The sequence below is a fragment of the Roseococcus pinisoli genome (assembly GCF_018413645.1).
GTDB lineage: Bacteria > Pseudomonadota > Alphaproteobacteria > Acetobacterales > Acetobacteraceae > Roseococcus > Roseococcus pinisoli.
In genome coordinates, this window is the sequence record NZ_JAHCDA010000005.1 from 148,909 (window position 1) to 171,484 (window position 22,576).

Annotated in this window: 20 protein-coding genes and 1 other RNA gene; 12 read left to right on the forward strand and 9 right to left on the reverse strand. The window is 70.3% G+C overall.

The genetic code is table 11. The features are described from left to right. Positions 1-15: 15 nt before the first annotated feature. Together KHU32_RS21470 and KHU32_RS21475 are read right to left on the reverse strand one after the other, a co-directional pair. Positions 16-189 (reverse strand): hypothetical protein, encoded by a 174-nt coding sequence (locus KHU32_RS21470; RefSeq protein WP_213672222.1) that lies wholly within the window; start codon positions 187-189, stop codon positions 16-18. Between the two features lie 294 nt (positions 190-483). Further along, positions 484-1,371: a LysR substrate-binding domain-containing protein gene (locus KHU32_RS21475; protein ID WP_213672223.1), complete on the reverse strand. Its 888-nt coding sequence runs from the start codon at positions 1,369-1,371 to the stop codon at positions 484-486. Between the two features lie 112 nt (positions 1,372-1,483). Between KHU32_RS21475 and KHU32_RS21480 the strand changes: the two genes are divergently transcribed. From KHU32_RS21480 to KHU32_RS21490, 3 genes are all read left to right on the forward strand, one after another. Next, a complete protein-coding gene (locus KHU32_RS21480) occupies positions 1,484-2,203 on the forward strand; it encodes a dienelactone hydrolase family protein (RefSeq protein WP_213672224.1) in 720 nt (239 codons plus the stop codon). After that, the gene (locus KHU32_RS21485; protein WP_213672225.1) at positions 2,193-2,936 is read left to right on the forward strand and encodes a sulfite exporter TauE/SafE family protein; all 744 of its coding nucleotides are present in this window, start codon (positions 2,193-2,195) and stop codon (positions 2,934-2,936) included. Before KHU32_RS21480 ends, KHU32_RS21485 begins: the two co-directional genes overlap by 11 nt. An 82-nt stretch (positions 2,937-3,018) precedes the next feature. After that, positions 3,019-4,188: an acyl-CoA dehydrogenase family protein gene (locus KHU32_RS21490; protein WP_213672226.1), complete on the forward strand. Its 1,170-nt coding sequence runs from the start codon at positions 3,019-3,021 to the stop codon at positions 4,186-4,188. 43 nt (positions 4,189-4,231) lie between these two features. On the opposite strand, the gene KHU32_RS21495 is transcribed toward KHU32_RS21490, so the two are convergent. Further along, a complete protein-coding gene (locus tag KHU32_RS21495; RefSeq protein WP_213672227.1) occupies positions 4,232-4,603 on the reverse strand; it encodes a hypothetical protein in 372 nt (123 codons plus the stop codon). A gap of 121 nt (positions 4,604-4,724) precedes the next feature. Between KHU32_RS21495 and KHU32_RS21500 the strand changes: the two genes are divergently transcribed. Both KHU32_RS21500 and KHU32_RS21505 read left to right on the forward strand, forming a co-directional pair. Then, complete coding sequence (locus tag KHU32_RS21500) at positions 4,725-6,128, forward strand: amidase family protein (RefSeq protein ID WP_213672228.1); 1,404 nt, start codon at positions 4,725-4,727, stop codon at positions 6,126-6,128. An 8-nt stretch (positions 6,129-6,136) separates the two neighbouring features. Further along, on the forward strand, positions 6,137-6,478 hold the full coding sequence (locus tag KHU32_RS21505) for a hypothetical protein (RefSeq protein WP_213672229.1): 342 nt from the start codon (positions 6,137-6,139) through the stop codon (positions 6,476-6,478). 81 nt (positions 6,479-6,559) lie between these two features. Here KHU32_RS21505 and KHU32_RS21510 read toward each other — a convergent pair whose 3' ends face one another. Together KHU32_RS21510 and KHU32_RS21515 are read right to left on the reverse strand one after the other, a co-directional pair. After that, positions 6,560-6,901 (reverse strand): hypothetical protein, encoded by a 342-nt coding sequence (locus KHU32_RS21510; RefSeq protein ID WP_213672230.1) that lies wholly within the window; start codon positions 6,899-6,901, stop codon positions 6,560-6,562. A 49-nt stretch (positions 6,902-6,950) separates the two neighbouring features. Continuing rightward, the gene (locus KHU32_RS21515; protein ID WP_213672231.1) at positions 6,951-7,952 is read right to left on the reverse strand and encodes a Bug family tripartite tricarboxylate transporter substrate binding protein; all 1,002 of its coding nucleotides are present in this window, start codon (positions 7,950-7,952) and stop codon (positions 6,951-6,953) included. A 263-nt stretch (positions 7,953-8,215) separates the two neighbouring features. Here KHU32_RS21515 and sdhC point away from each other — a divergent pair, with 263 nt between their 5' ends. The 5 genes from sdhC (at position 8,216) to KHU32_RS21540 (ending at position 12,377) form a co-directional block, all read left to right on the forward strand. Beyond that, positions 8,216-8,653, forward strand: a complete 438-nt coding sequence (gene sdhC / locus KHU32_RS21520; protein ID WP_213672232.1) for a succinate dehydrogenase, cytochrome b556 subunit — start codon at positions 8,216-8,218, stop codon at positions 8,651-8,653. Positions 8,654-8,658: 5 nt separating this feature from the next. After that, the gene (sdhD, locus tag KHU32_RS21525; RefSeq protein WP_213672233.1) at positions 8,659-9,060 is read left to right on the forward strand and encodes a succinate dehydrogenase, hydrophobic membrane anchor protein; all 402 of its coding nucleotides are present in this window, start codon (positions 8,659-8,661) and stop codon (positions 9,058-9,060) included. A 111-nt stretch (positions 9,061-9,171) separates the two neighbouring features. After that, positions 9,172-10,983, forward strand: coding sequence for a succinate dehydrogenase flavoprotein subunit (gene sdhA / locus KHU32_RS21530; RefSeq protein ID WP_213672234.1), 1,812 nt, complete (start codon positions 9,172-9,174; stop codon positions 10,981-10,983). 2 nt (positions 10,984-10,985) lie between these two features. Continuing rightward, the gene (locus KHU32_RS21535) at positions 10,986-11,768 is read left to right on the forward strand and encodes a succinate dehydrogenase iron-sulfur subunit (RefSeq protein WP_213672235.1); all 783 of its coding nucleotides are present in this window, start codon (positions 10,986-10,988) and stop codon (positions 11,766-11,768) included. A gap of 186 nt (positions 11,769-11,954) precedes the next feature. Then, positions 11,955-12,377 carry a DUF1489 family protein gene (locus tag KHU32_RS21540; RefSeq protein WP_213672236.1) on the forward strand — a complete coding sequence of 141 codons (423 nt, stop codon included), beginning with the start codon at positions 11,955-11,957 and terminating at the stop codon, positions 12,375-12,377. Between the two features lie 60 nt (positions 12,378-12,437). Here the strand turns inward: KHU32_RS21540 and KHU32_RS21545 are convergent, their stop codons facing one another. From KHU32_RS21545 to KHU32_RS21555, 3 genes are all read right to left on the reverse strand, one after another. Continuing rightward, entirely contained in the window at positions 12,438-13,838 is a 1,401-nt protein-coding gene (locus KHU32_RS21545) for a M20/M25/M40 family metallo-hydrolase (protein ID WP_213672237.1), read from the reverse strand. Between the two features lie 67 nt (positions 13,839-13,905). Next, positions 13,906-16,713, reverse strand: a complete 2,808-nt coding sequence (locus tag KHU32_RS21550; RefSeq protein ID WP_213672238.1) for an AsmA family protein — start codon at positions 16,711-16,713, stop codon at positions 13,906-13,908. After that, a complete protein-coding gene (locus tag KHU32_RS21555) occupies positions 16,710-20,357 on the reverse strand; it encodes a hydantoinase B/oxoprolinase family protein (RefSeq protein WP_213672239.1) in 3,648 nt (1,215 codons plus the stop codon). The genes KHU32_RS21550 and KHU32_RS21555 overlap by 4 nt, the downstream gene beginning before the upstream one ends. 98 nt (positions 20,358-20,455) lie before the next feature. Here KHU32_RS21555 and KHU32_RS21560 point away from each other — a divergent pair, with 98 nt between their 5' ends. Both KHU32_RS21560 and KHU32_RS21565 read left to right on the forward strand, forming a co-directional pair. Beyond that, positions 20,456-21,217: a TerB family tellurite resistance protein gene (locus KHU32_RS21560; protein ID WP_213672240.1), complete on the forward strand. Its 762-nt coding sequence runs from the start codon at positions 20,456-20,458 to the stop codon at positions 21,215-21,217. A gap of 31 nt (positions 21,218-21,248) precedes the next feature. Beyond that, positions 21,249-21,926 carry an N-acetylmuramoyl-L-alanine amidase gene (locus KHU32_RS21565; RefSeq protein ID WP_456315953.1) on the forward strand — a complete coding sequence of 226 codons (678 nt, stop codon included), beginning with the start codon at positions 21,249-21,251 and terminating at the stop codon, positions 21,924-21,926. 120 nt (positions 21,927-22,046) lie between these two features. On the opposite strand, the gene rnpB is transcribed toward KHU32_RS21565, so the two are convergent. Then, positions 22,047-22,431: RNase P RNA component class A (rnpB, locus tag KHU32_RS21570), an RNA gene on the reverse strand. Positions 22,432-22,576 lie beyond the last annotated feature (145 nt).

The following is a 22,576-nucleotide window of genomic DNA, read 5'->3' on the forward strand; positions in this document are numbered from 1 at the left end:
CGAAGAACGACACAATCATTCTAAGATTATAATGTCGCTAGTCAGAGGATTGGCATCGGTCAAGCCGTTATCATTGTCGATTTCCCCCAGCGCATTCAGTCGCATACTTTCATCAAACATGTCGGGAATGCGGAAGGAAACTTTCCACTGATGGGCGTCAACGCGGAGCTGTTTTTTGTCCGGATCCAAGCCTGTTCATCATCGCGAAGTCCGACTGGCTCACGGATGCAACGCTCGCGATCCAAGCGTTGGAGTCGTCAACTGCTTCAGCCGGCGCATCCCTCACGCACTCCGATACGCTGCATGGACCTCTTTCAAGTCATGGCTATCGGACGCTTGACGCCGTGACGTGCGAGGGCAGTGCGCGCTGCCGCGGAGCGACTGTGAGCCTGCCGCTTGAGAGCAAGAACCGAGCCCTCAAAAACCCGACCTATTGCACGCCAACAGTCGCCACGGAGGGCGCCGCAGAGCGGCGTCCGTCCATCACGTACTGGACGCCAGATGCTCCACGAGCCGCCTTGCATGCGGCGGCAATCCCGCCAGGCTGCGCACGCAGATACCGAGCCGCCGTTCTGCCCAGGCATCAGTCAGCGGCACGATCCGGATCTGCGAGACGCGGCGCGCCCGTTCCGCCGCGGTGCGTGGCACCACGCCAATGCCCACCCCCGCCCCCACGAGCCGGCAGATCGCCTCGAAGCTTCGCACCCGCATGCGCAGCCGCAGCTTCCGGCGCGCGGCAGCCACGTGACGGGACAGGTGTTCCTGGAGGGCCGCATCCTCCGGCTGCCCGACGAAATCGAAGCCGAAGGCCTCCGCGAAGGCCACCGCGCGCTTAGCGGCCAGCGGATGGCCCCGCGGCGTCACCAGCACCAGCCGGTCCACGCGGAAGGGCAGCACCTCCAACCCCGCCGCCGGTGCCCAGTCGGCGATGACGCCGGCATCCGCCTGGCCGCTGGCCACGGCTTCGACGATGGAGGGGCTCGGTCGCTCCTCCAGCTCGACATCCACGTTGGGGTGCTCGGCGAGCCAGGGCGCCAGGAGCTCGGGCAGGATCTCGCTGAGGGCGGAGGTGTTCGACAGCAGGCGGACATGCCCGCGCAGCCCGCTTGCATAGTCGTCCAGCTCGCCGCTCATGCGCTCAAGCTGGTCGATCACGGCCTTCGCATGCCGCGCCAGCACCCTGCCCGCCGGAGAGGGCGAGACGCCGCGCCGCCCGCGCAGCAGCAGCGGCGTGCCCAGCGTCTCCTCCATGCCGCGGATGCGCGCGCTGGCGGAGGCGAGCGCCAGGGCCGAGCGGTCGGCGCCGCGCGTGATGCTTCCGGCCTCCACTGTCGCGAGGAACAGGCGCAGGTCGGTCAGGTCGAAACGCATGCAGCCCTCCTGCCTCTGCCCCAGCCGAAGGCAGGCTTCCGGAAAGCCAGATTGTGCGCGGCCTGCGCGATCAGCAAGGTCCGCGTCACCGCAATTCCTGGGAGGAAGCTGCATGAAACACATCCTGGCAGCGGCCGTCCTGGCCGCGCTGTCGATGGGCGCCCCGCGCGCCGAAGGGTCGGAGCGCTTCCCGCCGCACGATCATCCCGCCATCATCGGCGTGCTGTCCCTGCCCCATGCGCCGGCCGAGGAGCGCGCGGCCGCCGTGCTGGTCCTGCCCGACACGCTGGGCCCCGACCGCCGCGCCGATCCCTATGTCGATGCGCTGAACGCGGCCGGGCTGATGGTGCTGGAGGTGGATCTGGAAGCCGTCGCGGAGACCGCGCAGCTGTCACTGACCGACGCGGCCGCACTGGTGCTGCAGGAGCTGGAGCGTGATCCGCGCGTGGTGGAGGGGCGGATCGCGCTGCTCGGCTTCGGCGCGGGCGGCCGCGCGGCGCTCCAGGTATCAGGCGATGTGGCGCGGGTGGCCCTCTATCCGGGCTGCGCCGGCCTGGGCCCGCTGCCGGAAGCGCCCCGCCTGATCGTCCATGGTGATGCCGATGCCGCGAACCGGCCGGAGGACTGCCAGCGGCTGGGCGGGGCCCGCACCGAGATTCCCGGCGCCGGCTATGCCTGGGACCGCCCGCCGCATGGCGCCGAGGGGCCCGTCCTTCTGCCGCGCCCGGATGGGCCGGGGCGCCTGCCGGCCACGCCGCATCCGGATTTCTGGGACCTTTCCGTCCCCTTAGTCACGACCTGGCTGACGCGGGAGCTGCGCCATGCCGAATGATCCCGCGCTGCTGGCCGCCGTCGCCGTCATATTCGTCCTGGCCGGGATCGCAAAGGGCGTGGTCGGCCTTGGCCTACCCACCCTCTCCATGGGCCTGCTGACGCTGATGGTGGCCCCCGCCCAGGCCGCGACGCTGCTGCTCGCCCCCTCCTTCGCCACCAACCTCTGGCAGATGGTGGTGGGGCCGCATCTGCGCCCGCTCCTGCGGCGGCTCTGGCCGATGCTGGGCGGCGCCTGTTTGGGTACCGTGCTGGGCGCGGGCTCGCTCACCGCGGGCAGCAAGGCGGCGGTGGCAGGGCTCGGCGTCGTGCTGCTGCTCTATGCGGCCGTGGCGCTCTGGGCGCCGCGCCTCCGGGTGCCGCGGGACGTGGAGGGCTGGCTCGGCCCGGTCATCGGCGTGGCCACGGGGCTGGTGACGGGGGCGACCGGCGTCTTCGTCGTTCCCGCCGTGCCCTATCTCCAGGCAATCGGGCTCGAGAAGGACGAGCTCGTGCAGGCGCTGGGCCTTTCCTTCACCGTCTCGACCGTGGCGCTGGGCCTCGGTCTCGGGCTGAACGGCGGCTTCTCCTCGCCGATGGTCCTGACCTCCCTGCTCGCGCTGGTGCCGGCGATGCTCGGGATGCAGCTCGGCCAGCACCTGCGCACGCGGATGGCGCCGCCGGTCTTCCGCTTCTGGTTCCTCGCCTCGCTCGCCCTGTTGGGCGTCTGGCTCGCTTTCGGCAGCCTGCTCTAGCTGCGCCGTCGCAGTTGCTCCAGAATGCCGGCAACAGAGGCGCCGCCGTCGAGCAGCGCCGTCCCGGAAACGGAGCCAGAGCATGAATGCCATCACCGGCCGCGAGCCGCAGGACCTCAACGCCCTTCCGGACGACGCCTTCCGCGCGCATATCCGCGCCTGGATCGAGGCCAATTACCCAGCCGAGATCCGCAATCCCGAGAAGCGCCTCCATTGGGAGGAGAACAAGGTCTGGTACTTCAAGCTGGCCGAGAAGGGCTGGCTCGCGCCCGGCTGGCCGCGCGAATATGGCGGCCTTGGCCTGCTGCCCGCCAAGCAGATCATCTTCACCGAGGAGCTGGAGCGTCACGGCTGCGCCCGCTGCAACGACCACGGCATCATCATGCTGGGCCCGTTGGTCATCCGCTACGGCACCGAGGAGCAGAAGCAGCACTACCTGCCCAAGATCCTGAGCGGCGAGCACATCTGGTGCCAGGGCTATTCCGAGCCGAATTCGGGCTCCGACCTCGCCTCGCTCCGCACCGAGGCCGTCGATGCCGGCGACCATTACGTCGTGAACGGCCAGAAGATCTGGACGACGCTGGCGCAGGACGCGAACTGGATCTTCCTGCTCGTCCGCACCGACAAGGCGGCGAAGAAGCAGGAGGGCATCTCCTTCCTGCTGGTGGACATGAACACGCCGGGCATCACCGTGCGCCCCATCATCAACCTCGAGATGCATGACGAGTTCTGCGAGGTCTTCTTCGACAATGTGAAGGTGCCCAAGGCCAACCTGGTGGGCCAGCTCAACAAGGGCTGGGACATGGCCAAGGCCCTGCTCTCCTTCGAGCGCATCTACCTCGGCTCGCCGCGCCAGAGCGCCTATGCGCTGACGCGCCTGAAGCAGCTCGCCGAGCGCATGGGCGTGGCCGACGAGGCGAGCTTCCAGGAGCGCTATGCGCGCCATCGCTGCGACCTGGAGGACCTCAAGGCCCTCTACGGCCGCTATGTCGAGGTGCTGAAGCAGGGCCGCCCGCTGGGCGCCGACGTCTCGCAGCTCAAGGTCATCCAGTCCGAGCTCTTCCAGCGCATCACCGAGACCATGCTGGAAGTGGCCGGCGAGAATGCCGGGCTGTTCGGGCCGATGGAGGGCAACCGGAACCTCAATCCCGGCGCGCTCTACATCCAGGCGCGGCCGACCACGATCTACGGCGGCACGAACGAGATCCAGCGCAACATCATCAGCAAGAACGTGCTGGAACTCCCGGGCTGAGGCTCAGCCTCGCCCTTTCATGACCACCTGCCCGGGGCCGGCCTCAGTCCGGCTCCCGCCGCAGCAGCTTCTCCGCCTCGGCCATGCTGCGCACCACCGTCAGGATCCGGCGCGGGAAATGCAGCGCGCAGGCCCTGATCCAGAGCGGCATGGCCGCATCGGACGACACGAAGATCGCGTAGCGCCCCGCATCACGCTCATCGGCGATGGTCGCGTAAAGCCGCGCGAATTGCGTGATGTCGTCGTGGCTTACGGTGCCGTGATAGATGCGCATATCGTAGAGCCAGTCGTAGCCCACGGCTTCCGGATGCTGGTCCAGCCAGCCCTGCATGGCATCGAGGAAGGCCCGGCCGGTCGTGCTGATGGCGAAGCGCATCACCAGCCGGCGACGATCCGGCTGGGCGTCGACCCGCATTGTCGCGCCTGCTTCCATACCGCTCGCCCCTCACATTCCCCCGGCCAGGATACATGAGCGCGACCGGTTGACCAGAAACCTTCCGACGGAGAAGGATTCAATTTCCAAGAAGGAGCGTGCAATGCCCGATCTCTGGCGGCTGGATGCGACGGAACTGGCGCAACGCGTGCGAAGCCGCGAGGTCTCGGCCCGGGAGGCCACGCTCTCGGCCCTCGCCCGGCTCGACGCCGTGAACCCCCGCCTCAACGCGGTGGTGCAGACCATGCCCGAGGAGGCGCTCGCCGCGGCCGATGCCGTGGACCGCGCCCTCGCGGCCGGAGAGCCCGGCGGGCTGCTGGCCGGCGTGCCCGTCACCGTGAAGGTGAATATCGACCAGAAGGGCTTCGCGACCACCAACGGCCTCAAGCTCCAGGCCTCCCATCGCGCGACCGAGGACAGCCCGGTTGTGGCCAATCTCAGGAATGCCGGGGCCATCATCATCGGGCGCACCAATACGCCCGCCTTCTCGCTGCGCTGGTTCACCTCCAACGACGTGCATGGCGAGACCTTCAACCCGCGCGACAAGGGGCTGACGCCCGGCGGTTCCTCGGGCGGGGCGAGCTCGGCCACGGCTGCCGGGATCGGCGCCATCGGCCATGGCACAGATATCGGCGGCTCCGTCCGCTACCCGGCCTATGCCTGCGGCATCCATGGGCTGCGGCCGACGCTGGGGCGCATCCCGGCCTGGAATCCGAGCCTGCCCGACCGCGACATCGGCCCGCAGCTCATGGCCGTGAGCGGCCCACTGGCGCGCTCGATCCCCGATCTGAGGCTGGCCCTGGCAGCGATGAGCGTCGGCGATGTGCGCGACCCCTGGTGGGTGCCGGCCCCGCTGGAGGGTCCGCCGGCGCCGAGGCGCGTGGCGCTCTGCGTCGCGCCGGAGGGGATGAAGGTCGCGCCGCCCGTCGTCGCAGCCCTGCGTGACGCCGCGGCGCGGCTCCACAGCGCCGGGTGGGAAGTCGAGGAGGTGGACGAGGTGCCGCCCCTGCGCGAACCCGCCCGGCTGCAGGCCCGGCTCTGGCTGGCCAACCTGCCCCGCGGCGGCCTGGAGATGGCCGAGCGCGAGGGCGAGGCGGCCTCGCTCGCGGTCTATCGCCACATGGCGGCGCTCACGACCCCGCCGGACATCGCCGAATTGCAGGACACGCTGACGCGGCGGCTCGGCTTCCTTCGCGACTGGATGCTGTTCTTCGAGCGCTATCCGGTGGTCCTGCTGCCGGTCTCGGGTGAGCTCCCCTTCCCCAACCACGCCGACCAGCGCGGTGCGGAGGCCTTCTCGGCCATCATCGAGGCGCAGCTGGTCCAGGTCGGCCTGCCGCTCATGGGGCTGCCGGGCCTGACGGTCTCGACCGGCCTGGTGGGCAAGGCGCCCGTGGGCGTGCAGCTCGTCGGCGGCCGCTATCGGGAGGACCTGTTGCTGGCCGCCGGCGAGGACATCGCGGCGGGCGGCACGCCCCCCTCGCCCATCGATCCGGACTGGGATTAGACAGGGGCATGCGCGCCCTTCTGCTCCTGCCCCTGCTCCTCGCCGCCTGTGTCGCACCGCCTCCTGGCTCCCTGGGAGGCTGCGACGGCCGGATCCAGCTGCGCAACGCCTCGCCCGTCGCGGTGGAGCAGCTCTATGTCAGCGCGGCCGGGCCCGCCGACTGGGGGCGGGACCAGCTCTCGCCCGGCACCTTGTCCAGCGGGGCCGCGCGCGACGTCGTCGCCCGGCCGGGCCTCAATGCCGTGCGCGTGGTCTTCGTGAATGGCCGCGCGGTCGAGATGGCGGGCCTGGACGTCTGCGCGACCCCCGTCCTCACCGTGCAGCCCAACGGGCTGCAGGCCAGCCGCTAGCCGCTCGGACCGGGCGAAAAGGTCCTGAAACGCAAAACGGGGCCCGAGGGCCCCGTTTCGCCTGATGCCTTGAAAAGCGGTTCAGGCCTTGCGCGCGAGCGTCGGAATCTCCTCGCGCAGGCGGAAGCGGAGGGCCGACCAGGTGGCGTCCAGCGCAACCTGAGTGACCGGCAGCAGCCCGGCCTGGGTCAACGGCTCCCAGCCATGGTCGCGATCCAGATCCGAGCGCACTGGCCCGTTCTTCTTCGGATACGCGAACCACAGCCGCCCGCCGACGCCGTAGAGGTCGAGGGCGCGCGCAGCGACACGGCCCAGCGACGCACGGTCGGAGGCGAAAGCGAGGATGAGCTCCGGCTCGGAAGCCGAGGTGGCCGGCAGGCCGTGCTTCAGGCCGGCCGGCGGTTCGAGAACGGAGCACACCATGCCGGGCTTGAAGCCGAGCTTGCGGGGAATGGTGGCTTGGATGGCAGCGTCAATCAGCGGTCACTCCGGCGGCTCTAGCCACCGGCCCCCATATGGAATCCTGCGCGCGGATGGTGGTCGCGAGCTCAATCCGCGTCCCCCCGATGGGTTCGGCCGACAGTGCCCGCAATCGGTTGACCACTGCAGCGTCACGCGCCACTGCGATGGCTGCCGCCTCCAGCTTGCTCAGGACGGTACTGGCCAATCCGCGCGGCCCCATCAGCGCGAGCCAGGTCTCGGCTTCGTAGCCGGCGACGGTCTCCGCCACTGTCGGGGTCTCGGGCAGAAGGGCCGACCGGGCGCGCGAAGTCACAGCCAGAAGTCTGACCCGTCCTTCCCGCACCAGTGGCAATCCGATGACAGCAGCCTCCACATAGACCTGGACACTCCCGTTGAGCAATTCAGGAAGTGCACCTGCAATCCCGCGAAAATGCACAAAATCGCAACGCGCCCCCGCTGATCTCATGAGAAGCTCGAGCGCCAGATGCTGCGCGGAACCCGCCCCTGGCGTGCCGCAAGTCCCTGGTCTTGCTTTCAAATTCTCGATGAGGTCACCGACCGTCCGGTCGTCCGAGCCCGGCCCCGTCAGCACCAGGAAAGGTAAGCTCGCGAAGCGGCTTATGGGGGTCAGGTCTGCTTGTGGGTCATAGCCGAGATGGCGGGACAGGTGCCGGTTCAGCAACATCGTCGTCGCGGTCACGACGCCGAGCGTGTTCCCGTCCGGAATGGAGCGCGCGAGCTCCTCGCCCGCGACGTTGCCGCGCGCACCGGTCCGATTCTCGACCCGCACGGGCCGGAAAAGGCGCTCGCTCAGCCCCTGGGCGAGCACGCGCGAGATCTCATCCACGCCGCTTCCGGGCGGCATGCCGACCAGCAGGCGGATCGGCTCGCGTTCGTCGGCGACGGTCGGAGGAGGAGCAGGAGAGGTGGAGGATTGTGCGCCGGCCAGCGCCGGCAGCAGCGCGAGGCCCACCGCACAACCCGCGATCAAAAGGAGACGATGCGCGCGCAAGAGGCTTTCCTGCCGGCGGGATACCGGTTCTGATGAGGGCCGCACAGTCACTTCCCGGAGGCCCCGGGTCAATGTGGAACTTCGCAGCTGCGAGACACCCTCCTTGCAAGACGTCGTGAGCATGCCCACTTGCGAATTATTCGCAATGAGCAGAAGCACTTCCGCGCCCCGGGGTCGGATTGACGTCGCCTCGAAGGGACGCCTAGAAAAGCCCGGCAAATCAGCCATGGCTGGAGTTCGTTTGAGATGAAGGCGCTGAGCGCATGAGTGACCCGCGCGATGCTGGCATGATCGGCCGTCGCACCGACGGCAAGATCGTCCACCGCCCGCTCTCCCCGCATCTGCAGGCCTACGACATGATGCAGATGACGAGCTTCACCTCGATCGCGCATCGAATGGCAGGCTGCGCCTGGGCCGCGGGTACGCTGCTCCTGGCCTGGTGGCTCATGGCTGCGGCCACCAGCGACGTCGCCTTCGCCCGCGTGCAGTGGTTCATGTCCTCCTTCCTCGGGATCCTGGTCCTCTTCGGCCTTACCCTGGCCGCCTGGTACCACACCCTCGCCGGCCTCCGGCACCTCGTCTGGGACGCCGGCTACGGCTTCGATATCCCGACCGTCTACAAGACGGGCCGCGCGGTCCTGATCGGCACCATCGTGCTGACGGTGCTGACCTGGCTCTTCGCCATCGCTTTCTGGGGCTGAGCATCATGGCCACCGAAACCTCCCCCCGCGCGATGCGCACCCCGCTCGGACGGGTTCGTGGCCTCGGCTCCGCGAAGTCCGGCACGCATCACTGGTGGATGCAGCGCGTCACCTCCATCGCGCTCCTGCCGCTGACGATCTGGTTCGTGATCAGCATGATCGGGCTGGCCGGCGCCGGCTATCTCGAGACGCTGCTCTGGATCGGCAAGCCGGTGAACGCCGTGCTGATGATCTCGCTCATCGCGCTGACCTTCCATCACATGGCGGCGGGCTTGCAGATCGTCATCGAGGACTATGTTCGCAACGAGGCCCAGCGCATCGTGGCGCTGCTCCTCGTCAAGGGCGGCTGCGCGCTCCTTGCGCTGGCCTGCACTTTCGCGGTCCTGCGCATCGCCTTCGCGATCTAGCCGCGCTGTTTCCGCGGCGGCCACGCGCCGCCGTTCCTGAGGCCGGCATGTTCCGGTGGGTCATTTGAGGCGCGGGGCCGGTTCCGCCGCGCCAGAGAGCGGATCGGGTCGATGAACGCCATCAGCAAGCCCTCCTTCGGCGCCTATCGCGTCGTGGATCACACCTACGATGTCGTCGTGGTCGGCGCGGGCGGCGCAGGTCTGCGCGCCACCTTCGGCATGGGCGCGGCCGGGCTCAAGACCGCCTGCATCACCAAGGTGTTCCCCACCCGCTCCCACACCGTGGCCGCGCAGGGCGGCGTCGGCGCCTCGCTCGGCAACATGGGCGAGGACGACTGGCGCTGGCACATGTACGACACCGTGAAGGGGTCGGACTGGCTCGGCGACCAGGATGCCATCGAGTACATGTGCCGTGAGGCCGTGCCCGCGATCATCGAGCTCGAGCACTACGGCGTGCCCTTCTCCCGCACCGAGGACGGCCGCATCTACCAGCGCCCCTTCGGCGGCCACATGCAGCATTACGGCAAGACGCCGGCCATGCGCGCCTGCGCCGCGGCCGACCGCACGGGCCATGCGATCCTGCACACGCTCTACCAGCAGTCGCTCAAGCACAATTGCGAGTTCTTCGTCGAATACATCGCCCTCGACCTCATCATGGACGATGAGGGCGTGTGCCGCGGCGTCACGGCCTGGAACCTCGAGGACGGCACGATCCACCGCTTCCGCGCCCAGACGGTCGTGATGGCGACGGGCGGCTACGGCCGCGCCTACTTCTCCTGCACCTCCGCGCATACCTGCACGGGCGATGGCGGCGGCATGATCCTGCGCGCCGGCCTGCCGCTGCAGGACAACGAGTTCGTGCAGTTCCACCCGACCGGCATCTACGGTTCCGGCTGCCTCGTGACCGAGGGCGCGCGCGGCGAAGGCGGCTACCTCACCAATTCCGAGGGCGAGCGCTTCATGGAGCGCTACGCGCCGACCGCGAAGGACCTCGCCTCGCGCGACGTCGTCTCGCGCGCCATGTCGATGGAGATCCGCGAGGGCCGCGGCGTCGGCCCGCACAAGGACCACATCTACCTGCACCTGGAGCACCTGGGCGCCGAGCTGCTGCATGAGCGCCTGCCCGGCATCTCCGAGACGGCGAAGATCTTCGCCGGCGTGGACGTGACGAAGGAGCCGATCCCGATGCTCCCGACCGTCCATTACAACATGGGCGGCATCCCGACGAACATCCACACCGAGGTGCTGCGCCCCACCGCGCAGGACCAGGATGCGGTCGTTCCCGGGCTGATGGCCGTCGGCGAGGCCGCCTGCGTGTCGGTGCACGGCGCCAACCGCCTCGGCACCAACTCCCTGCTCGACCTCGTGGTCTTCGGCCGCGCCGCCGCGCTGCGCGCCGCCGACACGATCAAGCCCGGCGCGAGCCAGCCTCCGCTGCCGCCCAAGGCCGGCGAGAACGCGCTGGATCGCCTCGATCGCGTCCGCAACGCCAAGGGCGGCACCAGCGTCGCCGAGCTGCGCCTCGACATGCAGCGCACGATGCAGACCCACGCCGCCGTCTTCCGCACCTCCGAACTGCTGAAGGAAGGCGTCGCCAAGATGGAGAAGGTGGCCGCCGGCTACCAGGACATCCGCGTGGCCGACCGTTCGCTGATCTGGAACAGCGACCTCGTCGAGGCGCTGGAACTCGACAACCTGATGGACAACGCGCTGACGACCATCGTCGGTGCGGAGGCGCGCAAGGAAAGCCGCGGCGCCCATGCCCAGGAAGACTACCCGGATCGCGACGACGTGAACTGGATGAAGCACACGCTCGCCTGGGTGAACGACAAGCGCGAGGTCAAGCTCGACTATCGCGACGTGAAGATGCGGACGCTGACCAACGAGGTTCAGGTGTTTCCGCCCAAGCCGCGGGTGTACTGATCATGGCCAAATTCGCGCTCCCGAAGAACTCGACGATCACCGCCGGCAAGACCCACAAGGCCGAGCCCGGCTCGAAGAACGTCAAGACCTTCAAGATCTACCGCTGGGATCCGGACGACGACGCCAATCCGCGGACGGACAACTACGAGCTCGATCTCGACAAGTGCGGCCCGATGGTCCTGGACGCGCTCATCAAGATCAAGAACGAGGTCGACACGACGCTGACCTTCCGGCGTTCGTGCCGCGAGGGCATCTGCGGCTCCTGCGCGATGAACATCGACGGGCTGAACACCCTGGCCTGCCTGAAGCCCATCGACGAGGTGAAGGGCGACGTCCGCATCTCGCCGCTGCCGCACATGCCGGTGGTGAAGGACCTGGTGCCCGATCTCAGCCAGGTCTACGCGCAGTACCGCTCGATCGAGCCCTGGCTGAAGGCCGAGACGCCGCCGCCGCCGGATGAGGAGCGCCGCCAGTCGAAGGAGGAGCGCGCCAAGCTCGACGGCATGTGGGAGTGCATCCTGTGCTTCTGCTGCTCGACCTCCTGCCCGAGCTACTGGTGGAACGGCGACCGCTATCTGGGTCCGGCCATCCTGCTGGCGGCCTATCGCTGGATCGCGGACAGCCGCGACGAGGCGACCGGCGAGCGACTGGACGACCTGGAAGATCCCTTCCGACTGTACCGCTGCCACACGATCATGAACTGCACGCGGACCTGCCCCAAGGGTCTGAACCCCGCGGAAGCCATCGGCAAGATCAAGACGCTGATGGTGACGAGGCAGGGCTAACGCCCTGCGGGGCGTTGCTTTGCCCTCAGACGCCGGGCGGCGGCTCCGCTGCCTGGGCTTCTCCGCCCTCTGATGCGCCGGCCGTAAAGGCCGGTTAGGCGGCGCCAGCCGGATTCTGGATCGCCCCCACAGATCGCCCCGCCCGTGGCCTTGCCCGACTCCGATCGGGCGACCATTCATTCCTTCATGCTTCATCTCATCAAGCTCTCGGTCGGCTCGAAGGACGTCGCCGGCTTGCAGGCCTGGCAGGCGGAGCGCGCGCTGACGCATCCGCCGCTGCGGCACCGCACGCGCAACCGCCCCAAGCGGCGCGACGATCTGCTGGACGGCGGCAGTATCTATTGGGTCATCGCCGGCTTCATCCAGGCCCGCCAGCGGATCGTGGACCTCATCGACGACACGATGGAGGACGGCTCGGCCTGCGTGGGCATCGTGCTGGACCCGCTGCTGGTGCCGGTCGCGGCCCGGGCGATGAAGGCGTTCCAGGGCTGGCGCTACCTGGAGCCCGATGCCGCCCCGCCCGACCTTGCGGACCACAGCACCGCGCCCGGCATCGAGGGCCTGCCCCCTGCCCTTCGCGCCGCTCTGCGCGAGGCCCGCCTGATCTGAATTCCCGTCAGGGGCCGGGGATCGACGCGATCCCCGGCGGGTTCGAGGCTGAGCCCCGCCCTACTTCTTCTCGCCCAGGTCCCAGTACATCCCGGCGAAGGCGATCAGCCCTTCCCGCGCCGGCCCCGGCAGAAGGTGCTCGTCCGGCCCATGCTGCTTGCAGCCGTTGTAGCTGTGCGGCACCCAGATCAGCGGCACGTCCAGATGGTCCACGAAGACGTCGCCCGGCAGGCCGCCCGAGGAGTTCGGGATCACCTGCACATGCTTGCCCAGGGACTTCTCCATGCTCTCCCGCGCCCAGATGACCCAGGGATGGGAGGGCGAGGTCCGCGAGGCCGGCATGCGGACGAAGGCATTGGCGATCGCGACGTTCTCGAGGCCATGGGCATCGAGGTGCTTGCGCAGGGCAGGCTCGAAGCCGGCGGTGTCGCTGTCGACCGTGTAGCGGATCTGGCAATGCGCGCGGGCATCCGGCGCGACCGCATTCACCGGATTCTCCGGGCGGCCGCTGACCATGGCGAGGATGATGAGGCTGTTCCAGCCGTAGATCTTCTCCGCCGCCGTAAGGCCCGGCTCGCCCCAGTCGGCATCGATCGTCGCCGCCTCGCCGCCGCCGCCGACCTCGCAGCCGGACAATACGCCGCGGACATCAGCGGGAACACCGTTCCGGGGCAGCCAGTCGCGCACCAGGATCTTGCCGTTGCGATCCATCATGGTGCCGATGGCATGGGCGAGGATGACGGCCGGGTCGGTCGTCAGGCCACCCCAATGGCCGGAATGCACGCCGCCGTCGCGCAGCTTCACCTCCAGGTCGAAATGGAACGTGCCGCGCGTGCCGGTGGCGATGGTCGGGACCTCGGGCATCACGCGCGGGCCGTCGCTGGCGATCAGCACGTCGGAAGCCAGCAGCTTCGCGTTCTGGGCCACGAAATCCCGCAGGCCTAGGCTGCCGCGTTCCTCGGCCGTCTCCAGCACCAGCTTCACGTTGGCGCCGAGCTTGCCGCCGCGCGCGGCCAGGACAGCCTCCAGCGCCATCAGGTTGATGACGTGCTGGCCCTTATTGTCCGCCGTGCCGCGCCCGTACCACTTGCCGTCGCGCTCGGTGAGCTCCCAGGGCTTCAGCCCCTCGCTCCATTGATCGTCCAGACCGCGCACCGTGTCGCCATGGCCATAGAGAAGCGCCGTCGGCCGCTCCGGATCCTCGGTCCGCTCGGCGGTCAGGATGGGGCCGAAACCCTCCCGCGGATTGGGGTGAATCGTCACCGAGGTGAAGCCCAGGCGTTCGGCCCAAGGCTTGATGGCCTCTTCGAGATATTGCGTCAGGTAGGGGGCGTGGCCCGGCTCCTGCGAGGTCGAGGGAATCGCGACGAAGTCCGACAGGCGGGCCTTCAGCTTGCCCTCGTCGAACATCGCGGCGGCCCGGGCGAGCGCGTCTTCCCGGGAACCTGTCTCAATCGTCATCTCAGCCATTACCTTTCTACCCAGGAAGCGCCGCAAACTGCCGCGCCTCGCCGTTTTCGTCCATGGGTCAGGGGGAGTGCTCGGCGCGCCAGCGCAGCCACTGCGCGACCTCCACGAGGCGGCGCGGCCGCTGGCTCGGCCCCGTCAGGCGCAGCCCGACATCGGGCGCGCCCTCGGCCACCGGCATGGTCACCCTGAGGCCGAGAACGTCCCGCGCCAGATCGACCTGACCGCCGAGGCGCATCGCCGCTCCGCCATCCCCCTCCAGCGTCGCCTCGTCGACGGTGACGGTGCCGCCCGCGATCGAAAGGCTCGCCGTGGCGCTCTGGATCGCGGTGGCGCCGCCCTGCAGCGCCGCGCGCAGCCCGGCCTCCGCCCCGCGCAGGTCTTCCTGGCGAAGCGCCGCGGCGGCCGCCGTGCCGTCGAGGCCCTGCAGCACGCCCTCGCGCCAGTTGAGCCGCGCCTCGCCGCCCAGCCCCTCGACGAGGGCAGCCGGCGCATTCCCCGCGCTGTTCAACCTGAATTCGCCGGAAAGCCGGCCCGCGGAGATATCCACCGGGCGTCCCGTCAGCGGGCCGTCGAGCACCACGTCGCTGAAGCTGCCCTCGGCCGAGACGCGCGCGGTCGGGCCGCGCTCCAGCCGGAGCGCACCGGCCAGCGTGCCGCCGGCGATATTCGCCCGCAGCTCCTCGATCCGCAGCGTCGCCGCATCGGTCCGGAGCTGGGCGGAGGCCTGCTCCAGGGCCGGCAGGTCCAGCGGCTCGACCCGCTCGGCGGTCAGCGCGACGTCCAGCGCCGGGCCGGACCAGGCGCCGAGCTCCAGGTCCCGCCAGGCCGGCAGCGGCAGCCTCTCCAGCGCCAGGCGGCCGGTGGCCGCGCCTCCCTCCCCGAGGGCGAGCTGGCCGCGGCCGCGCAGCTGCCCGGCCACGACATCGAAGCTCTCGGCGCTCCAGCCTTCCGGCCGGCGGGCCAGGCTGGCGATCAGCGAGAAGGAGCCCTCGCCCAGCCATTGCGGCGCCGGGCGCTCCGTCAGCACGCCGATCATGCGGGCGGCGCCGGGATGGCGGAGGGTGAACGTACCCTGGCCGAGCCCCTTGGCGACGTCGATCGTGGCCTGGGACTCGATGCGCGCCTCCGAGAGGTCGCCCTCGACGCGCAGGGGCAAGGCGTCCAGCGGGCCCGCGCCGCTGGCGCGCAGCCGCAGCGGCAGGCCGGCGAGGCCCGGCCTCTCCAACCCCAGCCGGGCGAGAAGCGGCCCCGCGAGGCCCTCCGCCTCCAGGGTCAGGTCGCTGACCCGGTCGGCCGCGAGGGTACCGGCCAGCGCCACGTCCAGGCCCAGATGGCGGCCGGCCAGGCGGCGCAGCAGCAGCCGGCCGTTCTCGACCGCGCCATCCACCGCCACGCGCTCCCAGGCCGATGGGCCCAGGCTCAGCCGGTCGAAGCCGAGCCGGAGCTGGAAATCGGCATTGGCCCCGGCCTCGCGGAGGGAGGCGAGGAGCTCGGCGGGGGTGAGGCCCGCCTCCAGCCGATCGAAATCCAGCCCGAGGGCGAGGGTCGGCCGCGACTGCTGGCGCCAGACGAAGCCGCCCGTCGCGCGAGTGGGGCCGAGCTGCGCGGTCAGGTCGGTCGCCGTGACCTGCGTGCCCTCCCAGGACAGGCGCAGCTGACCTTCGGAGGTCCCCGGCGGCAGGAGCTGGCGCGCCGGCAGGGCGATCGCCTCGGCCAGCTGCTCCGCCCGTGCCGAACGCCAGCGCAGGGCAAGGTCGAGGCGGGGGCCGGCGCTGGCGCCGGAAAGCTCGATGGTCGTCTCGCCCGGAAGCTCGGCCGAGACGTCGGTAAGCGTCAGCCGCTCGCCCTGCAGGAAGGCGGCGCCGCGCAGCTTGCGCAGCCGCAGCGGACCGAGCGTCGCCCCCTCGGCGGAGATGTCGAGCGAGACGGGCACGGCCTGCGGCCCGGCGCCCCGCAGGGCGGCCAGCCAGGGCTCGACCTCGAGGCGCGGCGTGGCGAGGGTCAGGTCGAAGCGCGGCTCGCGCCCCAGCCGCAGCAGCGCCGAGCCGCGCACGGATTGCCCGCCGACCTCGAGCGCGAGCTGTCGCGCGGTCAGCACCTCGGCGCCAGCCACGAGGCTCGACGTCGCGCGGAAGGGCCCGGGCGGGGCCGGGAGGACGGCGGCGAGGTCGGGCCCGGAGATCTCCAGGCGGCCCTCGAAGCCGCCTTCGGCCAGCAGGGCGCCGCGCGCCTGCAGGTTCACGCTGGCATGGCTCGCGGAGACGTCGAGCGGCGCGATGCCGTCGTCGCCCGCGCGGCCCAGCGTCGCCTGGAAGCGCACCGGCCGGCCGCGCCAGACCAGCGCGCCCTCGGCGGTCAACGCCTCGGCGGGGCTGCCGGCGGTGAGGCGGGCCGAGACGCCCTCGAGCAGCGCGCCGCCGATGGAGATCCGGCTCTCCTCGAGCCGCGCATCGAGGGCGGTCAGGCGCGGCAGCGGCGCCAGGGCCGGCAGGGAGGTGGGCGGCCAGGGCAGCCGGATATCCGCGCCGACCAGCGCGAGCTCCCGCACCTTGATCCGGCCGAGCAGGAGCGCGCCCAGGTCGAGCCGCAGCCGCAGGGCGCGGGCGGACATGCGGACATCGTCGCCGGTCTGGCCGATGACGACGCGCGAGGCCTCCAGCCGCGGCTGGGGCAGCAGCTCCAGCGTGACCGGGCCCTCGAGCCAGACCGGGCGGCCCAGCCGCTCGGAGGCGATGGCCGCGATGGTGCCGCTATGGCGGTCCCAATCGAGCCATTTCGGCACCACATAGGCACCGGCGGCCGCAGCGCCGGCCAAGCCCAGAACGAGCGCGAGGGTGAGCCCGCGCGCGGACGCCAATCGCTTCAAGCCGCTCCCCAGCCGCCGCCGCCGGGCGTCTCGACGACGAGGATGTCGCCGGGCGCCAGCTCGGCCTTGCCTGCATTGCCGGGGATGACGTCGCGCGTGCCGTCGGCGCGGTCGACCCATTGCCGGCCCGGCGCGCCATCCGCGCCGCCATGCAGGCCATGGGGCGCCACGTTGCGGCGGGAGGCGACGACCACCGCCTGCATCGGGCGCAGGAAGCGGATGCGCCGGCGCGAGCCGTCGCCGCCATGCCACTGGCCGGCGCCGCCCGAACCGCGCCGGATCGAGAATTCCTCAAGCCGCACCGGGTAGCGCATCTCCAGGATCTCGGGGTCGGTCATGCGCGTATTGGTCATGTGCGTCTGCACCGCGCTGGTCCCGTGGAAGCCGGGCCCGCCCCCCGTGCCGCCGCAGATGGTCTCGTAATACTGATAGGTCGCGTCGCCGAAGAGCGAATTGTTCATCGTCGACTGCGCGGCGGCGCAGGCGTCGAGCGCGGCCAGCAGCGCGTTGCAGGTCACCTGACTGACCTCGGTATTGCCGGCCACGACCGCGCGCCCGCCCCCGGGCCCGCCCGCCGTGGGGCTGAGGAAGCTGCCCGGCGGCACGATGATCTCGAGCGGCTTCAGGCAGCCGTCGTTGAGCGGGATGTCCTGGCCCACCAGCGAGCGGAAGCAATAGAGCACCACGGCGCGGCAGACGGCGGCGGGTGCGTTGAAATTGTCCGGCCGCTCGGGCCCCGTGCCGGTGAAGTCGATGACGGCGCGGCGGTTGGCCTGGTCCACGCGGACGGCGACGACGAGCGGCGTGCCGTCATCCGTCACGGTCTCGAAGCGGCCGTCCTTCAGCGTGGAGAGCACGCGGCGCACGCTCTCCTCCGCATTGTCCATCACATGGCCCATATAGGCGCGGACGGTGTCGAGGCCGAATTCCCGCACCGCCCGGCGCAGCTCCTGCACGCCCATCTCGTTGGCGGCGACCTGCGCCTTGATGTCGGCCACGTTCACGTCGGGGCTGCGGGCGGGGTAACGGGCCGAGGCGAGAAGTTCCCGGAATTCGGCTTCACGGAAATGGCCGGCATCGACAAGAAGAAAGTCGTCGATGACGACGCCCTCCTCCTCCAGCGTGGCGGAGCCGGGCGGCGTGGAGCCGGGCGTGAGGCCGCCGATATCGGCATGGTGCCCGCGCGAGCCGACGAAGAAGAGGATCTCCTGGCCCGCCTCGTCGAAGACCGGCGTGATGACCGTCACGTCCGGCAGATGCGTGCCGCCGTTATACGGATTGTTCAGCGCCACCACGTCGCCCGGGCGCAGCGTGGCGCCGCGCTGGCGGATGACGGTGCGGACGCTCTCGCCCATCGCGCCCAGATGCACGGGCACGTGCGGCGCATTGGCGACCAGCTGGCCGGTCGCGTCGAAGATCGCGCAGGAGAAGTCCAGCCGCTCCTTGATGTTCACCGAAAGGCTGGTGTTCTGCAGCACCGTGCCGGTCTGCTCGGCGATGGACATGAAGAGGCTGTTGAACAGCTCCAGCATCACCGGATCGACACGGCCGGTCTCGGCCAGCCGCGCGGCGGCGCGGGCCTCGATGCGGTGCAGGACCAGATGGTTCAGGGGCGTGACCCGCGCCTCCCAGCCCGGCTCCACCACCGTCGTCGCGATGGCCTCGCGGATGAGGGCGGGGCCGCGGATGGCGTCGCCGGAGAGCAGCGCCTCGCGGTCATGGACCGGCGCGTCATGCGCCGCGCCCTGGGCGAAGAGCGTGACGCGGTCGAGCAGCGGGAGGGCCTCGCCGGCAGCGCGCGCGGCCAGCTTCTCCTCCTGCACGGCCTCGCCCGGCATGGTGACCTCGGCGATGGCGGCCTCGACGACGACCTCGCGCTCGGGCGTGGCGAAGCCGAAGCGCGCGCGATGCGCCTCGGTGAAGTCGCGCAGCACCTGGGCATGGGCGCCATAGGTGACGGGCAGGAAGGAATCCGTGCCGGCATAGCGCAGGTGCAAGCGGTGCTCGGCCTTCAGCCGGGCGGCATCCGCGCCCTGGCGAACCAGCTCGGCCCGGCCGGCCGCTTCCAGATCGGCGAGGCGGTCCTTCAGCAGGTCCATGGAATCGGGCGCCAGCGGCTTCTCGATCGCGGCCTCGCGGATCAGCGCCTGGTCGGCCAGGCCCATGCCATAGGCGCTGAGCACGCCGGCGAAGGGGTGGATGAAGACGGTCTCCATGCCGAGCTCGTCCGCCACCAGGCAGGCATGCTGCCCGCCCGCGCCACCGAAGCAGGCCAGCGCGTATTTCGTGACGTCATAGCCGCGCTGCAGGCTCACCTGCTTGATGGCATGGGCCATGTTGGAGACGGCGATGCGCAGGAAGCCCTCGGCGACCTCCTCGGGCGAGGGCGTCGTGTCGGTCGTCGCGGCTATCTCGGTGGCCAGCGCCGCGAACTTCTCCCGCACCACCTCGACGTCGAGCGGCTGGTCGCCGTTCGGGCCGAAGATCGCTGGGAAATGCCGGGGCTGGATCTTGCCGACCATGACGTTCGCGTCGGTGACGGTGAGGGGGCCGCCGCGGCGGTAGCAGGCCGGGCCCGGCACCGCGCCCGCGCTCTCCGGCCCCACGCGGTAGCGCGCGCCGTCGAAGGTCAGGATGGAGCCGCCGCCGGCCGCGACCGTGTTGATCGCCATCATCGGCGCGCGCATGCGCACGCCGGCCACCACCGTCTCGAAGGCACGCTCGAAGGCACCGGCATAAAGCGCCACGTCGGTCGAGGTGCCGCCCATGTCGAAGCCGATGATCCGGTCGTAGCCCGCCATGGCCGCGGTGCGCGCCGCGCCCACGATGCCGCCGGCCGGGCCGGAGAGGATCGCGTCCTTGCCCTGGAAGCTGGAGGCCTCGGTCAGGCCGCCGGAGGACTGCATGAAGTAGAGCTTGATCGGCGGCCCGACGGGCTCCGCCCCGCCGCCGAGCTCCGAGGCGACCTGCTGCACGTAGCGGCCGAGGATGGGCGAGAGATAGGCGTCCACCACCGTCGTGTCGCCGCGCGGCACGATACGGGGCAGCGGGCTCGCCCGGTGGGAGAGGCTGATCTGCGGGAAGCCGATCTCGGCCGCGATCTCGCCGATCCGCTGCTCATGGGCCGGATGCGCCCAGGCATGCATGAGCACGACGGCGACCGCGCGGATGCCGTCGTCATAAGCCGCCTGCAGGGCTGCGCGGGCGCCGGCTTCGTCGAGGAGCTCGATCTCGGTGCCGTCCACCGCCACACGCCCGCCGATCTCGGCCACGCGCTCGTGCAGCAACTCGGGCAGCTTCACCTCGAGGTCGAAGAGCCGGGGCCGCGCCTGGTTGCCGATGCGCAGCATGTCGGCGAAGCCCACGGGCACCAATAGCAGGACACGCTCGCCCTTGCGCTCCAGCAGGGCGTTGGTCGCGACGGTCGTGCCCATCTTCACGGCCTCGACCACCCCCTCGGGCAGGGCCGCGCCCGGCGCCAGGCCGAGCATCTGGCGAATGCCCGCCACGGCTGCGTCCTTGTAGCGCTCCGGATTTTCCGAGAGCAGCTTGGCGGTGGAGACCGAGCCATCGGGATGCCGCGCCACGACGTCCGTGAAGGTGCCGCCGCGGTCGATCCAGAACTGCCAGGTCCCAATGGTCATACAGAAGACTCCTCGCGCCCTTGTCGCTTTGCAGGCCCGGGGCGTGGCGCGCAAGGGGTTCGACGTGTTACCTCGGTCGGGAGACGAGAGGATCGGTATTGGGCTTCTGGGGCAAGATCATCGGCGGCGTCGCGGGCTTCGCGACCGGCGGTCCGGTCGGCGCGGTGATGGGCGCCATGGCCGGCCATGCGGCCGACAATGCCGCGCGCCTGGGCCCCAACGCCGCCAACATGGCCGCGATGCTGGGCTCGCGCGAGCAGCTCTTCGCCATCTCGGTCGTCGTGCTCTCGGCCAAGCTCGCCAAGTGCGACGGCCCGGTGGTGCGCGCCGAGATCGACGCCTTCAAGCGGATGTTCCGCATCCCGCCGCAGAACATGAAGGACGTGGCCGAGCTCTTCGACGAGGCGCGGAAGACCTCCAAGGAGTTCGAGGCCTTCGCCGACCGCCTGGGCGAGGCCTTCGCCGCCGACCGGCACATGCTGGAGGACGTGCTGGGCGCGCTCTTCGAGATCGCCCGCGCCGACGGCCCTCTCACGCGGGGCGAGGTGCGCTTCCTGCAGCGCGTGCAGGTGGGCTTCCGGCTGGAGGCCCAGGAATGGGAGCGCGCCCGCGACGGCCATGCCCGGCCCGGCGCCCGCGCCGGCGACATGCCCGGCGTGGACGCCTATGCGGTGCTCGGCCTGCCGAAGGACGCCACGGACACGCAGGTCCGCGCTGCCTGGCGCAAGCTGATGCGCGAGAACCATCCGGACGCCATGGCCTCCCGCGGGGCGCCGCAGGACCTGATCCAGCGGGCGACCGGCAAGGTGGCCGAGATCAACTCCGCCTGGGACCGCATCAAGCGCGAGCGCAAGCTTTGAGCCGCCACCGGACCGAGCGCGAGCCCCAGCCTTGAGCCTGCGGATCACGGAGCTTCCCTCTCCGAATGTCGGCCCGCGGCCGGAGGGGGCCGTCATCGACACCCTCCTGCTGCACTATACGGGCATGACCTCCGGCGCCGAGGCGATCGCCCGGCTGCGCGACCCCGAGGCCGTGGTCTCCTCCCACTACGTGGTGGAAGAGGACGGCCAGGTCTTCCGCCTGGTGCCCGAGGGCCTGCGGGCCCGGCATGCCGGCATCTCCTTCTGGCGCGGGCGCGAGGCGCTGAACGACGTCTCGGTGGGCATCGAGATCGTCAATCCGGGCCACGAATGGGGCTACCGCCACTTCCCGGCGCTGCAGATGGCCGCCGTCGCGGATCTCTGCCTGGAGATCCTGGGCCGCCATCCCATCCCGGCGCGCAACGTGATCGGCCACAGCGACGTGGCGCCCGACCGCAAGCAGGATCCGGGCGAGCTCTTCGACTGGCAGGGCCTGGCGCGGAACGGCATCGGCCTCTGGCCCGCCCAGGACGGCCCGGCCGAGGGCGATCCGCGCGAACTGCTCGGCCGCATCGGCTACCGCACCGACCTGGAGCTGCCTGTGCTCATCACCGCCTTCCAGCGCCACTGGCGGCCGGAGCGCGTGGACGGCGTGGCGGATGCCGGCACGCTGGCGCGGATGCGGGGCCTGCTCGCCGCCATCGGCTAGCCGCAACACGCCCGCCAGATCATCGCGCCAAGGCCGAATCCGACCGCACAGCGGGCGGCGCCGCTCTCACGCGGCGAAGGCAAGGCGGCGGAGCCGCCGCCCGCCGTCTTAGGGGAAAATGATGCCGGGCGGCCTGTAAGCCGGGTTCTGTCTTGGCCCGAAGACCATGGACGACCATTCCTCTGGGACCCGCGTTGCCGCGGGCCTCGCGCGGCCAACCCGGAGGACGGGGCGGAAATGCCCCTGCTTGCGCTGCCCTCCCTATTCGGCCTTGCTCCCGGTGGGGTTTGCCGTGCCGCCGCCATTGCTGGAAGCGCGGTGGGCTCTTACCCCACCGTTTCACCCTTGCCATGCGCGCCGAGGCGGTCATGGCGGTCTGTTCTCTGTGGCACTTTCCCTAGGCTCTCGCCCGCCGGCCATTGGCCGGCACCGTATTTCCGTGGAGCCCGGACTTTCCTCCAGCCCAACGATCGCTCGCCAGGCCAGCGGCCGTCCAGCCGCCCGACACCGCGCGATACCTGCTCCGGCCATTGGAATGGGTCAAGCGGCATTCTGTGCTATAAATGCCACAGACGCCACCCAACACGCACCCCCCTGAAGGTCAGGTTTTAATTTTCTCGCATAAATCTTTGAAAAAATTACCGAAGACC